This window comes from Algoriphagus faecimaris (assembly GCF_900101705.1).
Lineage (GTDB): Bacteria > Bacteroidota > Bacteroidia > Cytophagales > Cyclobacteriaceae > Algoriphagus > Algoriphagus faecimaris.
The window spans coordinates 56,923-72,251 of sequence record NZ_FNAC01000018.1 but is presented as its reverse complement, the minus strand read 5'-3'; the positions used below and the strand labels follow the sequence as shown (position 1 = coordinate 72,251).

The window sequence follows — 15,329 nt, the reverse complement described above, 5'->3', positions numbered from 1 at the left end:
ACATTTCGATTTCGAGACTCTCGTCTCTCAAGTGCTCAATGTGACAAACTTTACTTTTGAGACAGCTGCTTTTTTTATTTCGATTTTTCTAATGCTCTTTCCACATCCTGAATAATATCCTCAGGATGCTCCAAACCCACCGAAAGCCGAATCAATCCTGGATGGATACCGACTTTTTGCCTTTCTTCCTCACTAAGTTTACTGTGTGTCGTGGAAGCAGGATGAGTGATAATACTACGGCTATCTCCCAGATTTGCCGTGACCGAAATCATTTGTAGGTGATCGATAAACCGCTGTGCTCTCGCTACTCCTCCATCCAGATTTAAGGTAACGACGCCCCCGCCCTGACTCATTTGTTTTTTGGCAAGGTGATGTTGCGGATGAGATTTCAGGAAGGGATATTTAACTTCCAAGACAGCTGAGTTTTCTTCGAAATGGGCGGCTATCCGCAATGCGCTGCTGCAATGTCTGTCCATCCTGACGGCAAGGGTTTCCATACTTTTGGATAAAATCCAAGCATTGAATGGTGAAATAGCTGGACCGGTATGTCGGGTAAAAAACTGGACCTCTTTGATTAATTCTTTTTTGCCTAAAATCAATCCGCCTAAAACGCGGCCTTGTCCGTCGATGTATTTGGTGGCTGAGTGAGTGACGAGATGTGCGCCCCATTTGGCAGGTTGCTGCAGATAGGGAGTGGCAAAGCAATTGTCCACGACCAAAATTAAATTATGAGCTTCCGCAAATTTTCCTGCCCACTCTAAGTCGATAATCTCCAGGCCTGGATTGGAGGGAGTCTCTATAAAAAGCATTTTGGTATTGGGCTGGACTAATTTTTCCCAATTTTGAAAATCAGTAATGTCTCCATAGGTGGAGGTAATCCCCCATTTGGGGAAAACTCGAGTGAGTAGCTGATGTGTGGAGCCAAATAACGACCTAGAGGCCAGGACATGGTCTCCTTGCTGCAAAAGTGAGGCAATACTGCCAAACATAGCCGCCATTCCAGATGCTGTGGCAACCCCGTCTTCTGTGCCTTCCGCGGCACAGATTTTTTCGATTAGATCGGAGGAGTTGGGATTGGCGTAGCGGGAATAAATATTGCCTGAGATTTCATCGGCAAATGTAGCCCTTGCCTCCTCTGCCGAGTCAAAAGTAAAGCTGGAAGTAAGATAGATGGGAGCTGAATGCTCTTTTTGGTTGGATTTCGATGGGGAAATCCTAACAGCGTTGGTTTCGAAATGCTTACTCATGGTTTGAAAGGTAAAATAGAAATAATCCAGATGTCGATCAGAAAATCAAACCCGAGTTCAGGACAGAAATAAAAAGGAATTAGGATAATTAAAGCCAATTTATAGTTCCCAGTTGGGGTAGGATTTGGCACCTTTCCGGTAGCAATTACGGGATGGTTGCCAGAGGGTCGCAGAGCCTATTCTCTCACCTCTTCTTTATAAATCTTAATCTGATAGATGCAAATTACGCTGCTGGCAGGGGAATTTCCAAATCCAAGCCTTCAATCATTGAATGTGGTCATAGTCTGGGCAATTCCGATAGTGCAAAAACCTAATATCATATCTATAGCTTTATCCATCATGATGGGTAATTCATCAAATTCGCTTTGCGTAAATCGTCCCAATACATAATCCACTTGTCGTCCTTTGGGGAAGTCGTCTCCTATGCCCATTCGAAGTCGAGGGTAATCCTGTCCCCCACAGAGTGCTTCAATATTTTTCAATCCATTATGTCCTGCTGCACTTCCTTTGGCCCGCATACGGAGTTTTCCAAAGGGAATCGCCACATCGTCTACCAAGACCAGAATATTTTCTTTAGAAATATTCAGTTCCTTCATCCAGTAGTTGACGGCCTTACCGCTGAGGTTCATGTAGGTAGTTGGCTTGATGAGATGAATGATGCGACCTTTATGCTTTAGCTCACTTTTGAAAGCTAATCTCCCGCTTTGCCAAGATGCATCAAACTTATCAGCTAGACGATCTATGGTCAAAAAACCGATGTTATGTCGAGTCAATTCATATTCAGGGCCGATATTTCCCAAGCCGATAATGAGATATTTCATAGGATACTACAGTGATTTTTAACGTTCATGAATTACCCCAAAACAGGATCGCTATAAGCTTATTTAATGGGGATTTCAATCAATTGTAATTTGGGGCTAAAATAAAAAATCCTGCCCTTTAGAGGCAGGATTTAAATGGAATGGAAGAGAAATTATTCTTCTGTTTTCTTTCCTCTTAGTGCTCTTGGGATTCCAATAGTCACGATGGATACATTTGGAGAGGTCAAAATTTCAAAATCTTCAGAAGATAATTCACCTACTTTGAAAGATTTACCCAAATCAAGATTGGAAATATCCACTTCTACAAAGTCAGGAAAGTTGTTAGCCAAACCTTTCACTTTCAAAGTTCTGGTTTTCAATTCTAACTTACCCCCTTTAGCTATACCAGGAGAACTTCCGACTACCTTTACAGGAATTTCAAATTTGATCGGACGGTCTTCCGTGTAAGCCATGAAGTCTACGTGCATCAAGGTTTCACTTACTGGGTGATATTGTGCGTCTTTCAAGACAGCTTTGATGATAGTTCCTTCGATATTCAACTCGACCAAGTGTACCTCAGGAGTGTAAATCAATGGACGGAACAAGATAGCCGGGCTGTGAAAGTGAATTTGCTCAGGAATGCCAGGACCGTAAACCACGCATGGCACGCTTCCTTCTTCTCTGATTTCTTTCAAGCTTGCGCTCTCGAGATTTGCTCTTTTAAACCCTATAATCTCTAGCGTTTTCATATGTATGTATTTAAAATTGGTTCTAGATAAATAAAGAACTGATAGAGGTATGACCTGTCACTGCGTGAATTGCCTTGGCGAATAAGTCTGCTACCGTCAGTACGTGAATTTTTGAGGATTCTTGTTTCAAAGGAATGGTGTCTGTGATCACCAACTCTTCCAAAACCGAATTTTCGATGTTTTCGTAAGCTTTGCCGGAAAGTACACCGTGTGTCACGATGGCTCTGACCGAGGTAGCTCCTTTGTCTTTTATGATCTGGGCAGCCTTGCAAAGTGTGCCTGCAGTATCTACCAAATCATCGACTAGAATGACATCTTTTCCCTCTACATCACCAATGACTTGCATAGATGCTACCTCATTGGCTCTTTTTCTGTGCTTATCACAGACCACCATTTCTACAGCAAAATGCTTGGCATAAGCCCTTGCACGAGCTACTCCGCCGACATCAGGAGCTGCAAAAATCATGTCTTTCAATCTGAGCTGGCTCAAATAGGGCACAAAGATAGCTGATCCATTCAAATGATCCAATGGTATATCAAAAAATCCCTGAATCTGCCCAGCATGCAAGTCACAGGTGACAATCCTATCTGCGCCTGCTGAGGTAAGCATGTTTGCAATCAATTTGGCGGCGATTGAAACGCGAGGTCTGTCCTTTCGGTCTTGACGCGCATATCCAAAATAAGGAATAACAGCACATACTTTGTAGGCGCTTGCACGCTTAGCAGCATCGATCATCAGGCAAAGCTCTAAAATATTATCACTAGGCGGATTAGTCCCCTGAATGATGAATACGGTGCATCCCCTGATAGACTCATTGAAAGATGGGGACATCTCTCCGTCACTGAATCGGGAAAGGGTCAGGTCTCCCAAGCTTTTACCGTAATTTTTTGCGATTTGTTCTGCTAGGCCCTTGCTGTTGGAACCTGCAAATATTTTTACCTCAGACATGAATAGTGGTTTTTGGAGGAAGATTTAGTAAGGATTTGTGAACAAAAGTAAGAATTTTTGATGGCAAGTGAAGTGCTAAAGCTTCTATTCCAAATTTTCTTTTGAAATCAATCAAGTCAACTTCCAGTCCTGTAAAAATATATCATTCAGACACTAATCTTATTCGAGATAGGAGAAGAATGTTTATTTTGAGGAAATATTCAAGAAAAATCCAATTCTATGAGAAAAAGTCTATTCCTAGGGGTGTTGGCATTTTGGTTGAGTAGCTTCTCGCTTCTTGCTCAGACTGTCCCTACACCCAAGTCTCATTTTGGCTTCGATATCGGAGACGACTACAAGCTGGCTAATTTTAGTCAGACCGAAGCTTATTTTAAAAAAGTAGCTGATGCATCAGACCGTGTGATCTTGACCAGTATTGGTCAGACCGAGTATGGCAGGGAGCAGCCCATGATGATCATCACTGCTCCTCAAAATTTTTCCGATCTGGAGAAATACAAAGAGATCTCACAGAAGCTTGCTAGAGCCGAAATCAGTAGGGAGGAAGCAGAGGCTTTGATCAAAGAGGGTAAACCTGTCGTCTGGATTGATGGTGGCCTTCATGCCAATGAAGTAGTAGGTCCACACCAATTGATACAGACCCTCTATGAACTGGCCTCCAAAAATGACGAAGAAACACTGAAAATTCTCGATGAAGTCATCATCCTTTTGGTTCATGCCAACCCCGACGGGATGGAAATTATGTCCGATTGGTACATGCGCAAGGAAGACCCTACCAAGCGGGATCAAAATATCCCCATACTCTATCAAAAATATGTAGGGCATGACAACAACAGAGACTTCTATATGAACAACATGGCAGAAGCGACCAATATGTCACTTCAGCAATATGTAGAATGGATCCCTCAAATCATCTATAATCATCATCAGTCAGGACCTCCTGGATCTGTAGTGGCAGGCCCTCCTTATCGGGACCCCTTCAATCATGTTTTTGATCCCTTGATCATTACTAGTTTGGATGCGGTAGGTGCGGCGATGATCAACCGTATGCACCAGGAAGATAGACCAGGATACACTCGCTTGGACGGCTCTGTCTTTTCTACTTGGTGGAATGGCGGTCTGCGGACGACGCCTTATTACCATAACCAAATCGGTATTCTCACCGAAATCATCGGAAACCCTACTCCTTCTCAGGTGCCATTGGTTCCAGACCGTTTGATCCCTAATAATGGTACACCTTATCCTGTCACTCCACGCGATTGGCATTTCAAGACTTCTATTGAGTATTCGGTCTCTCTGAATTATGCGATTCTCAATCATGCGGTTCGCCATGGCGATGAGTTGCTTCGCAACATCTACCTTATGGGTAGAAGATCCATCGAAAAGGGTCAAAAAGATACTTGGACACCTTATCCCAAGTACGCTCAAGCAGTAGAAGATGCTTATGAAAAAGCTCGTGAAGAAGGAAAAACTGAGCGTTCCGGAGGTTGGAGGTCAGGGCTTCCAAGAGAATTCTACGACGAGATTTATCAAGATCAAGAGCGAAAGGATCCCTACGGATATATTCTCTCAGCTGATCAGGCAGATTTTCCTACAGCGATCAAGTTTCTTAACGCGCTGATCAAATCTGGAATTTTGGTTCACAAAGCGACAGCGGATTTTACCGTCAATGGAAAATCTTACCCCGCAGGTTCCTATGTGGTCAAAACCTCACAAGCTTTCCGTCCTCATGTGATCGATATGTTTGAGCCTCAGGATCACCCCAATGATTTCTTGTATCCTGGAGGTCCGCCTATCCGACCTTATGATGCAGCAGGTTGGACTTTAGCCTTCCAGATGGGTTCGGAGATTGATCGTGTTATGCAGGATTTTGATGGACCTTTTGAAGCGGTTCCTTACGGAGAGATTCAAAGTCCACCGGCCAGAAGCTTGGCGAATGGCTCTGGTTATTTGATTGATGTGCGCGGAAATAATGCCTTCATGGCTGTAAATGATCTGCTCAAGGCAAATGTAAAAGTGTATCGAACCACAGAAGCTACAGACGGATTCCCTACAGGATCGTTTTATGTAGGTTCGGCAGGAAAAGCAGTACTTCAGAAAGCAGCTCAGGAATATGGGGTATATGGTAAGCCAAGCTCTAGACCAAGAAATGCTAAAGAGGTCAATCCCGCACGGATAGGTTTGTATGACTATTATGGAGGTTCTATGCCTTCAGGATGGGTGAGATGGATGCTGGAGCAGTTTCATTTTGACTATAAGCAAGTTTTTCCTCAGGAAATCAATGCCGGGAATCTCAGTGCAAACTATGACGTACTGCTTTTCATCGGTCCGGGAATTCCTTCGGTAGGTAGTCGAGGTGGGGGAAGAGCTCAGCCTGATGCTTCTGAAATCGATGCGCAATACCATCACATGTTGGGTAATTTCACAGCGGATCAATCTGTGCCTGCTATAAAAGCCTTCATCGAAAATGGAGGACAGGTGATTTCAGTGGGTTCTGCTACCGAGCTAGCTTTCCATCTGGATCTCCCTGTGAAGGATGCCTTGGTAGAGATGGGACCTGATGGTACCGAGCGACCATTAAGCGGAGAGAAATATTACATTCCGGGTTCTGTGCTCGAAATGCATGTGGACAATTCCCAAGAGATTAATTTCGGGATGGATGAAAAATCCTACATCATGTTTAACCGTTCTCCGGTATTCCGCCTGAGCCCAGAAGCGGCAAACAGAGGGGTGAAGGCCATTGCTTGGTTTGGTGAAGAGGAGCCACTACGAAGTGGATGGGCATGGGGACAATCCTATTTGAGAAATGGGGTGACTGCATTCGAAGCACAAATAGGTAAAGGTAAATTCTATGCGTTTGGGCCGGAGATTACCTTCCGGGCACAATCTCACGGTACCTTTAAGATGCTGTTTAATGGGCTTTATCGCTAGAGAACTTAGCTAATATAGCCTTGAGAGAAGCTGTTCCATTGATTTGGGGCAGCTTTTTTCTTTGTCTTAACTTTTCTAAATTATCACTTAGATGTACAAAGGCCTATGAGAGACGAGCAATTTATTTCTGGAATTTACAACTGGTGTGATCGATGGTGCGAGCGCTGTCAATTCACTTCGAGATGTAGAGCTTATGATAGGGAGGAGTCGCGGAAGCAGGCAAATCCCGATCAAGATGTTTGGGAGGCGATCTCAGAGAGTTTTAAAGAAGCGCTGATCTTATTAGAAAAGGCTGCGGCAGAACATGGTATTAGCCTGGAAATAAGTGAAGAAGAAAAGAATAGTATAATCGAAGAAGAAAATGCCAAAGATGAAGAAGTAGAGAAGATTCCACTTCAAATCCTTGCGGACGAATACCTTGGGGAGGGTAAAAATTGGTTGGATTCTTTAGCTCTAAAAGAATATCGAGATCGTCTTCAATCTCAGTTAGAAATGGGGATTATTTCTTTAGCTGAGGGTGAAGAAATAGCCGCAGTGCTAGAAGATTCTTTGGAGGTGATCCAATGGTATTTGTTTTTGATCCCAGTGAAAGTACAACGGGCTCTGAGAGATAAGATGGATGGATTCTGGGATGAGTATCCGATCGAGGAAAGAGGAGATTTGGGTACAGCAAAAATAGGGATGATTGCAATCGAGCGTAGCTTGGGTGCATGGGCAAAAATTTATCAGTTAATCCTGGAAGATGATCAAATTCTCCATCTTTTGGCCAAACTTGAAAAAATGAGAAGACTGTTAAAGGAGGAGTTTCCTGATTATTCAAAATTTAAACGGCCCGGATTTGATGATAATTGAATCAGAAAAGGCAAAATCACCTTACCCATCAAGATTTTTTCGTATAGTCAATTGAATCATTTTATTTATGGACACCTACCAGCATTACGTAGAGGCCGAACTCACCTCTTGGCTTTTTCAAATGAAAAAGCCTCCCTCATTGGGCAGTCGATTGACTAATGGGGTACAGCGAAAAATTAATCAGCTAATTCCTGACAAAGTACACCGTGTCATTACGGCGGCTATTGAGAATATGGTCAAAGCAGTGATTACCGGTTCCTCTTGGATTGTGCCTAAAGCTCCGGCTCAGCTTTCGCTCAAGGATCGGGAAATGAAAGTTCGTACTCGGATCAAATGGTATCGCAACTCCGCTTCAGCTGAAGGAGCGATTACAGGTGCAGGTGGTATTTTGATGGGCTTTGCTGATTTTCCTGCTTTTTTGACGATCAAAATGAAAATGCTATTTGATATCGCAGCCTTGTATGGCTACGATACTAAAAATTATCAGGAGCGGTTGTTTTTACTCTATCTCTTTCAGTTAAGCTTTTCTTCCCAAAAGCGAAGAAATGAACTGATCGAGCGCATAGAAAACTGGGATGCTTACCGAGAGCAATTGCCCAAGACTTTTGATGAGTTTGACTGGCGTACTTTTCAGCTGGATTACCGGGATTACATTGATCTGGCCAAGCTCGCTCAATTGATTCCCATCATCGGAGCGCCTGTGGGTGCGATTGCCAATTATAAACTGAGTGAGCTCTTAGGGAAGACTGCTATGAATGCTTACCGATTGCGATTGTTGCACTAGAGATGCGATCCTTTAATTGGATTGAGAAATCTCGGAAGATCCATCACTAAACTTAAGACTAACTATTCCACTTGGTCGAGAATATCCATGCTTTCGAAGAGAACATCATAGAGCATTGTCGCTTCCTCTATAAAATTGTCAACATTTAGATGGTTGGTGAAAATCACAAAAGTTCTATCCTTCTCGGGGATGTATCGCATCGTGCTCAGGTATGCCAGATGAGCCCCATCGTGACCATATCCTAATTCTACAGGATATGCTTGGACTCCCAGGCCATAAAAGCCATGGCTTTCATCAGCTGGCAATGCTTCAAGCATCATCGCAAGGGTGTTTTCGTCCAAAATGTCATTAGTCCCATACAATGCCTTCCCCCATAATGCGAGCTCTTTGGGGTTGCTGATGATTTGGCCTTCAGAGATATTACCTGTTACGTTGTCTTTATCGATCGTGATGTAATCACCGTCCAATTTTACATAGGAGTAGGTATAGGGTGAGGGCAATTGATTATCTGTCCCAAGGTGAGGGGAGTAGGTGTTATTCAGCTGTAAAGGGTTGAAAAAATTAGTTTCTAAATATTCGTGCAGCCTTAAACCTGAAATATTTTCAACGATATAGCCTAGTACATTGTAGCCGGTATTTGAATAATGAAAATCTTCTCCAGGTTTGAAATCACTCAATTTATTTGTTGCGACAATGGAGATCAATTCTTCAAATGTAAAAGTGTAGTCTTCTCCTAATTGATCTTTGACATAGTCAATGTAATATTCACCAGCGTAAACAGCGTCTGCATCAGGGGGGATTGGTGAATTGGTGACATCAAATACTCCTGAACGGTGTTGCAACAATTGTCTAATTGTAATCTCGGACTTGTAGGGTAAATCAAACTCTGGTGTGTCTGGGATATAGGTTTTAGTGCTATTGGGGATATTATTTGTGATAGGATGATCAATATCCAACAAGCCCTCCTGATGCATTTTCAGAATTGAAGCTGCAGTGAATGTTTTAGAATTACTAGCAATTCTAAAGTTTATATTTTCTCCATATTCCTCAGGGAAGCCAGAAGAAAAGTACATTCCTTCCCCTTTTTCCAAAACATAGAGCCCGATTCCGATAGGTTGGTCGGCCATTTGGCTTTGAAGGGCTGCCGTGAACTTATCTACGCTTTGTTGGATTTGAGCTTTTTGTTGTGAATTGGGATAGTCTCTGTCATTGTCAGAGTCGCAGCTAAAAAGAAGAGCGAAAAGAACAAAATGGAGAAGGTTTTTCATGTTGTGATAGAAAAGAGGTTTAAAGAATCCAAATATATTAAATGTGAACTAAGAACACCAAAAAAGCTGAAAAAAAAGCCCTAATTCGAATGAGTAGCTTGTCCTTGTGAAAAGTTAATTTGGAATCACTGGTTTCAAGTCTAGAAAAACCAAAACATGCCTATCTCCTTTTGGAGCTTCATGATTAGTATTATAAAAATCATGAATATTACTTTTGAAGTGGTCATTTTGTTCTGGAATTGAGGCCGATTGATATAGGTTGTATATCCGGGTTGAAGGATGGTAGAGAATTAGTTGCTCTTGGTGATGTGAAATTGGGAGTATGCGATAATTCATTCCATCGATATCATTTTGAATATTTTTCCCTGAAAAAAGAAGATTAAATTTTTTATCCAAGATAAATTGAAAGCTGTTACGTCCGAAGAAGACAGACATATAATTGAAATCAGGAAAGGGTAAAAAAGCATTAATTATTTTTACTTGAAGATACTTTTTTTCCTCTTCTGTTAACTCCGGTGGATTTAAAAATTCGAATTCCTTTAGTTGTAAAATGTTTCCCAAAGGATCAAAAACTACCACTTGATGTGAAAAGGGTAAAGTTAAAGTCCTAATTTCCGTTTTTTCATCTTCGGCAAAGCCATGAATTAGTCTAACTCTACCTTTTGGCGGGCTTAGCCCTATATCTAGGAAATTAAGCTGGTTAGAGTCACTAATTTTTAAAAAATCTTTTCCAATTCCTTCCATACCATCGGTGAAATGGAGCGTAAAATTAGCCCCCTTAAAGAAATTGGCAGAAGAGGATGGTAATTTTGTTTCCTTAAGAAATTTTCCATCATCATCGAAATAAATAAGCTTATTGGATAGGTTATCTTGTAGGATAACAGTGTCCTGCTTCACTTGATAATCTTGAATTTGAATAAACTCCTGAGGACCTTGACCAGATGAATTAAAAATATGGATGATTTCGCCATTTCGGTTAAACTTGAAAAGATTGTTTAGCTTGATGTCCAGTATATAGATGAAATCATCGGTTACTACAGTCTTCAGTGGTTGAACTAATGGCAGGGTATCATTTTCCTTGAGGAGCACATAATTAATCTCTTCAAAAACTTCGGAAAATAAATTACCTGTGACCAACTCTAGGTCAATTGACGTTAATTCAGGCTTTTTTTGATTATTATTTTGGCATGAAAAGTTTAGTAGACCTAAGATTAGCAAGATTTGGGTAATTCCTATTTTCTTCATCATGCTATTCTAGGGATGTGAAGTATGGAGGCCCTGGGCAAGGATTTCGAGCAGATACTTGGCAAAATCCCCCATTCGAAGGAACACAAATTGTTTGGTAAATTTCTAAATAGGCGGAGCAAGGCTGAAACTCCAGAAAATAGCCCCAAACAAAATCCCTTTGTTGAGAGCTTTCTAAGCTGGAATAGGCCAAACTCAGAAAAATGACGGTTAGAAGAATAAGTTTTTTCATTTGGAAAATGTTTTGTTCTTCGATTTTATAAAAACAAAAAAACCTCCCAAATCGGGAGGTTTTTGTTGGTCCACCAGGGCTCGAACCTGGACTCTTCTGAACCAAAATCAGACGTGTTGCCAGTTACACCATGGACCAGTTTGGTGAGGAATCTCATTTGATTCCCTTAAAGTGTCACAAAGGTAGAATCCTGCTTCATTTTTTCCAAATATGAACCGAAAGTTTTTGGGGAATATTCAAAAACGCCTGAATTCCAGTGCATAATTTTATCCAATTACTCGCTTATTCCGATACGGGAGTAAAAATTTTGATAAAAATAGCCCTTCGAAATCGATTGAAAATTATGGTTTTATTAAATTTTTATTCTCAATATTGATAATATTAAAATATTTAACGTGCTTTGTTTCAATTATTAACAAAACACTGATAAAATTTTAACGATTATGCAAGTTGAGAAAATGGAAAAGACCGTGACGGAAACGGTTCAGAAATTAGAGAAGCTCAAGTTGGGAGATTCTTTAGCTGCGGAGCTTTCTTGGTGCTGGTTTAGCTATAAGAATGACCAAAACCCAGTGGGCTTGGTAGAAAAGAGCGAGAAGGCATTGGAGCTTTTTAAAGCCGTGAGAGAAAAGAACAGCCGAGCTGTTTCCAAAAAATTGGTTGAAGATCTTGAGAAGGTCTTGGTATTGAACTAAAAAAAACAGCTCGTCTTACGGCGAGCTGTTTTTGTATAATTTGGTTTAGCTTATTCTGCTACGACCACGAACTTCACGTGAGTCTTCACTTCTCTGTGAAGATCTACTTCAGCTTGGAATTCACCAGCTCCATCTACAGGAGTATTGATGGCGATTTTCTTACGGTCAATTTCAAAACCTTGTGCAGCAAGTGCGTCTGAAATTTGAAGGGTAGTCACCTTACCAAAGATTTTACCGGACTCACCGATTTTCGCTTTGATCTCAAGAGTTACTTCTTCCAATTTAGCAGCGATATTTTCTGCTTCAGTTTTGATTTTTTCAGCCTTGTGAGCTGCTTGCTTGATGTTCTCAGCTAGGACTTTTTTGTTGGAGCTGGTAGCCAGCACCGCAAAGCCCTGTGGGATCAGGTAGTTTCGGCCGTATCCTGGCTTCACATCTACCATATCATTTTTATAGCCAAGACCTTTGATGTCTGTTTTTAATATAATTTCCATTTGTAATGATCTTTATGGGTTGGACGATACAAGACCGAATTATTTCAATCCATCGGTTACGAATGGCAACAAAGCCAAATGTCTTGCTTTCTTAACAGCCTGAGCTACTTTCCGCTGATATTTAGCAGAGTTTCCAGTCAGTCTTCTAGGAAGGATTTTTCCTTGCTCATTGACAAATTTCAACAAGAAGTTAGGATCCTTGTAGTCAATGTACTTGATGCCGTGCTTTTTGAATCGGCAATACTTTTTCTTGATTTCGCCTCTGTTGATTGGCTCGTTGAATAGTGTCATTTGGCTGGCTCCTCCTTAGCTTCGACTTTTTTGTTAAACTCTCCTTTTCTTCTTCTTTCGGCATAAGCAATCGCATGCTTGTCCAAAACAGTAGTCAAGAATCGCATCACTTTTTCATCACGTCTGAACTCTAGCTCAAACTTTTTGATGATCGTAGGATCGGCCTTGAACTCGACCATTACATAGAACCCTGTTGTCTTCTTGTCGATGGTATATGCCATCTTCTTCAGACCCCAGTTTTCCACATTGATCACATCTGCCCCCAGTTCTTTTAACAAGTTCACAAACTTGTCGACAGTATCCTTCATCTGAACATCAGACAAAACGGGAGTTAAAATGAATACTGTCTCGTAATTTCTTTGGAACATTTTTTTAATGTGTTTAAGGAATTTGAATAAACAGACCGCAAAAGTAGGTCAAAAACTCCTGTTATCCAAATATTTCTCTGTTCTAAAAGTAAGCATAAAAAAGCCTCCCTTCTACTGAAGGGAGGTCCAACATTTTTCTTGCTTTTTATTATTTCACACTGAATGTCTGTGATCCAACTTGGTAATCATCTACAAATACTTTGACTTGATGTAGACCAGAGGCATAGTCTGAACCTTTCTCATAGAAGAAAGTCAATGTTTCGCCGCTGTTGTCAAAAATAATGTCTTGCTTGACAGTATAAAATTGTTCGTTTCCATTCAGCATAAAGGTGCCTGATCCTTTGGCGACATCAAAAATGGGCTGCTCATTGGGGGCTAATATTTGAACGTAAATGTTTCTAGGCCCTCTCTCGGCTACCTTATTGTCTGCCAAATTAAAACTGATCTTGATTCGTTCGATTTGTCGATTTCTAAAGTCTTTGGTTGTTTCTACTCGTTCTCTTCCTCTTGAGTTTATGGCCGCTATAGTGATGTTTTCAGCTTTCAGTTGAGAGGCTATATTTACCTTGGACTGTAGGCTTTCTTTTTGAAGATTTAGCTCGGCGACCTCCTCTTCAATTTGAGCTTGCGTGGATTTTAGATCTTGATTTTCAGCATAGAGTTGCTGATTCATTGCCCTGAGCTCTAATATTTCTTGATCTTTTTCTTCCAAAAGTCCATTGTAGCTGCTTATTTTTTGGTTTAATGCTGCGATTTCTGCTGCTGATCGCTGACGGGAACTGTTTCGCTCTGCGATCAACTGATCCCTTACCTCTTCGAGTGCTTGAATATCTCCACCGAGTTGTTCGATTTCTTGGATTCTAAGGTTTAGCTGATATGTAACGGAGTCTAGCCTCTGATTGAGTTCATTATTTTCACTAGAAAGTAGAAGGATTTCTTCTGTTTTTTTCGTTCTGTCCACGTAATCCGTATACAGCTTTATTCCGCTTATGATGACTAGGAGAACAAGAACTATGATCAGAATATTTTTTCCTTGTTCTTTCTTTTGACCGAAATCTTTTTCAAAATTTGAGTTCATGTTTGATTGTAGGGCTATATGAAGATTCTCAATGAGGCGTATTGGACAGAGCGATATCGGAGCGGCTATACCGGCTGGGATATTGGCTATGCATCTTATCCTCTAACACAATATTTAGACCAAATTAACTCCAAAGACCTAAAGGTGCTGATTCCGGGTGCAGGAAATGGCTACGAGGCCGCTTTTGCTTATCAGAAAGGCTTCTCAAAAACCCATATTTTGGATATTTCGAAGCTGCCTTTGACCACTTTTGAGGATAAATTCCCTGACTTTCCCAAGGATCAAATTCACCAAGTTGATTTTTTTGATCATCAAGGTAGCTATGACCTGATTTTAGAACAAACCTTTTTTTGTGCCTTGGATCCTAGCCTTAGAGAGAAGTATTGCTCTAAAATGAAACGTTTGCTGAAGCCTAATGGAAAATTAGTAGGAGTGTTGTTTGGAGTGGAGTTTGAAAGAGAAGGACCTCCTTTCGGAGGAAAACTTGAAGAATACCTTCAACTATTTGAAAAATATTTCACTATCCGTAAACTGGAGCCTTGCTATAACTCCATTCCACAGCGAATGGGAAGTGAGGTTTTTATCCACTTGGTCAATCAATAATCCAGAATCAGGTGCTGCTTGACACCTGAGTAGTCAAAAAGTAAAACTCCACACTCGTAGAAGTCTAGTGAAAGCTTGACTCTTGGATGCTGCAGTATTTCTTTCCAGGCTTGCTGCATTTCCGCTGACCAATAGATATCCCCGATGATGACAATAGACTGGGAGTGCAGTGAAGGCAGGAGAGAAGAAAAGGATTCAAGGGTGGCTTTATAAGTATGATTGGCATCAATCAGCGCAAAATCAATGGATTTTTCTCGCTGAATAAAGTTAGGTAGAAGCTCTTGGATGTCTCCTAAATGGAAGATTACAGAGGGTTTTTCCAAACCTTTTTGAGCAATTTTTAAAATCTCCTCTGAGCCCTCAAAAGTATGCAGGATTCCTTGAGTGACTTTGCTGAGATATCGGGTCGATATTCCCATGCAGGTACCGAGTTCTACGACTGTTTTTGCGGGTGTCTGAGTACAGAAATACTGAAAAAGTTGGGTGAATTTCCTAGAACTTGTAGAATATCGGGTGATATCACTGATTTTTCGAATTGATTCCCCCGCTTTTTTGGAGCCTGCGCCTAGGTCTCGTACTTGGATGTTTTGATCATTGGCGAGTAGTTTCTTGCGAAACTGCTCGATGTCTAGATTGGCTTTTTTTTGTGAAGCTTTAAATTCAGACAAGCCTTTGATCAGCGAAAAGAGGTAGGGGCTTTGCAGGCTGTAAAGATCTTCTTTTACAAGCCAATGAGAGAGATAGGA

Annotated in this window: 16 protein-coding genes, 1 tRNA gene and 1 riboswitch; of the genes, 5 read left to right on the top strand and 12 right to left on the bottom strand. The window is 41.2% G+C overall.

Going from position 1 to position 15,329, the window contains the following annotated elements; translation table 11 throughout:
• Nucleotides 1–74: 74 nt before the first annotated feature.
• The 4 genes from BLQ57_RS11095 to BLQ57_RS11080 all read right to left on the bottom strand — a co-directional run bounded on the left by BLQ57_RS11095 (nucleotide 75) and on the right by BLQ57_RS11080 (nucleotide 3,745).
• Nucleotides 75–1,247 carry a trans-sulfuration enzyme family protein gene (locus BLQ57_RS11095; RefSeq protein ID WP_087939433.1) on the bottom strand — a complete coding sequence of 391 codons (1,173 nt, stop codon included), beginning with the start codon at nucleotides 1,245–1,247 and terminating at the stop codon, nucleotides 75–77.
• A gap of 96 nt (nucleotides 1,248–1,343) precedes the next feature.
• Nucleotides 1,344–1,451: riboswitch (SAM riboswitch) on the bottom strand.
• Nucleotides 1,452–1,507: 56 nt separating this feature from the next.
• The gene (gene pth / locus BLQ57_RS11090; RefSeq protein WP_087939432.1) at nucleotides 1,508–2,068 is read right to left on the bottom strand and encodes an aminoacyl-tRNA hydrolase; all 561 of its coding nucleotides are present in this window, start codon (nucleotides 2,066–2,068) and stop codon (nucleotides 1,508–1,510) included.
• Nucleotides 2,069–2,220: 152 nt separating this feature from the next.
• Nucleotides 2,221–2,796 (bottom strand): 50S ribosomal protein L25/general stress protein Ctc, encoded by a 576-nt coding sequence (locus tag BLQ57_RS11085; RefSeq protein ID WP_087939431.1) that lies wholly within the window; start codon nucleotides 2,794–2,796, stop codon nucleotides 2,221–2,223.
• 22 nt (nucleotides 2,797–2,818) lie between these two features.
• Nucleotides 2,819–3,745, bottom strand: a complete 927-nt coding sequence (locus tag BLQ57_RS11080) for a ribose-phosphate pyrophosphokinase (protein ID WP_087939430.1) — start codon at nucleotides 3,743–3,745, stop codon at nucleotides 2,819–2,821.
• A gap of 219 nt (nucleotides 3,746–3,964) precedes the next feature.
• Between BLQ57_RS11080 and BLQ57_RS11075 the strand changes: the two genes are divergently transcribed.
• The 3 genes from BLQ57_RS11075 to BLQ57_RS11065 all read left to right on the top strand — a co-directional run bounded on the left by BLQ57_RS11075 (nucleotide 3,965) and on the right by BLQ57_RS11065 (nucleotide 8,309).
• Complete coding sequence (locus tag BLQ57_RS11075) at nucleotides 3,965–6,673, top strand: M14 family metallopeptidase (RefSeq protein WP_087939429.1); 2,709 nt, start codon at nucleotides 3,965–3,967, stop codon at nucleotides 6,671–6,673.
• Between the two features lie 105 nt (nucleotides 6,674–6,778).
• Entirely contained in the window at nucleotides 6,779–7,525 is a 747-nt protein-coding gene (locus BLQ57_RS11070) for a hypothetical protein (RefSeq protein WP_087939428.1), read from the top strand.
• Nucleotides 7,526–7,592: 67 nt separating this feature from the next.
• On the top strand, nucleotides 7,593–8,309 hold the full coding sequence (locus BLQ57_RS11065; protein ID WP_087939427.1) for an EcsC family protein: 717 nt from the start codon (nucleotides 7,593–7,595) through the stop codon (nucleotides 8,307–8,309).
• 62 nt (nucleotides 8,310–8,371) lie between these two features.
• Here the strand turns inward: BLQ57_RS11065 and BLQ57_RS11060 are convergent, their stop codons facing one another.
• The 3 genes from BLQ57_RS11060 to BLQ57_RS11045 all read right to left on the bottom strand — a co-directional run bounded on the left by BLQ57_RS11060 (nucleotide 8,372) and on the right by BLQ57_RS11045 (nucleotide 11,192).
• Nucleotides 8,372–9,577: a serine hydrolase domain-containing protein gene (locus tag BLQ57_RS11060; protein WP_087939426.1), complete on the bottom strand. Its 1,206-nt coding sequence runs from the start codon at nucleotides 9,575–9,577 to the stop codon at nucleotides 8,372–8,374.
• Between the two features lie 114 nt (nucleotides 9,578–9,691).
• Nucleotides 9,692–10,825, bottom strand: a complete 1,134-nt coding sequence (locus BLQ57_RS11055; RefSeq protein ID WP_087939425.1) for a 6-bladed beta-propeller — start codon at nucleotides 10,823–10,825, stop codon at nucleotides 9,692–9,694.
• A gap of 294 nt (nucleotides 10,826–11,119) precedes the next feature.
• Nucleotides 11,120–11,192 (bottom strand) — tRNA-Gln (locus BLQ57_RS11045).
• Nucleotides 11,193–11,497: 305 nt separating this feature from the next.
• On the opposite strand from BLQ57_RS11045, the gene BLQ57_RS11040 reads away from it, so the two are divergent.
• Nucleotides 11,498–11,749, top strand: coding sequence for a hypothetical protein (locus BLQ57_RS11040; RefSeq protein ID WP_087939423.1), 252 nt, complete (start codon nucleotides 11,498–11,500; stop codon nucleotides 11,747–11,749).
• Between the two features lie 50 nt (nucleotides 11,750–11,799).
• On the opposite strand, the gene rplI is transcribed toward BLQ57_RS11040, so the two are convergent.
• The 4 genes from rplI to BLQ57_RS11020 all read right to left on the bottom strand — a co-directional run bounded on the left by rplI (nucleotide 11,800) and on the right by BLQ57_RS11020 (nucleotide 13,980).
• Nucleotides 11,800–12,243: a 50S ribosomal protein L9 gene (rplI, locus tag BLQ57_RS11035; protein ID WP_087939422.1), complete on the bottom strand. Its 444-nt coding sequence runs from the start codon at nucleotides 12,241–12,243 to the stop codon at nucleotides 11,800–11,802.
• A gap of 39 nt (nucleotides 12,244–12,282) precedes the next feature.
• The gene (gene rpsR, locus BLQ57_RS11030) at nucleotides 12,283–12,534 is read right to left on the bottom strand and encodes a 30S ribosomal protein S18 (protein WP_026955569.1); all 252 of its coding nucleotides are present in this window, start codon (nucleotides 12,532–12,534) and stop codon (nucleotides 12,283–12,285) included.
• Complete coding sequence (rpsF, locus tag BLQ57_RS11025) at nucleotides 12,531–12,902, bottom strand: 30S ribosomal protein S6 (RefSeq protein WP_087939421.1); 372 nt, start codon at nucleotides 12,900–12,902, stop codon at nucleotides 12,531–12,533. The genes rpsR and rpsF overlap by 4 nt, the downstream gene beginning before the upstream one ends.
• Nucleotides 12,903–13,050: 148 nt before the next feature.
• Nucleotides 13,051–13,980, bottom strand: a complete 930-nt coding sequence (locus BLQ57_RS11020; RefSeq protein WP_087939420.1) for a hypothetical protein — start codon at nucleotides 13,978–13,980, stop codon at nucleotides 13,051–13,053.
• Nucleotides 13,981–13,998: 18 nt separating this feature from the next.
• On the opposite strand from BLQ57_RS11020, the gene BLQ57_RS11015 reads away from it, so the two are divergent.
• Nucleotides 13,999–14,583: a methyltransferase gene (locus tag BLQ57_RS11015; protein WP_087939419.1), complete on the top strand. Its 585-nt coding sequence runs from the start codon at nucleotides 13,999–14,001 to the stop codon at nucleotides 14,581–14,583.
• On the opposite strand, the gene BLQ57_RS11010 is transcribed toward BLQ57_RS11015, so the two are convergent.
• Nucleotides 14,577–15,251: an O-methyltransferase gene (locus tag BLQ57_RS11010; RefSeq protein WP_240507801.1), complete on the bottom strand. Its 675-nt coding sequence runs from the start codon at nucleotides 15,249–15,251 to the stop codon at nucleotides 14,577–14,579. The genes BLQ57_RS11015 and BLQ57_RS11010 overlap by 7 nt on opposite strands.
• Nucleotides 15,252–15,329 lie beyond the last annotated feature (78 nt).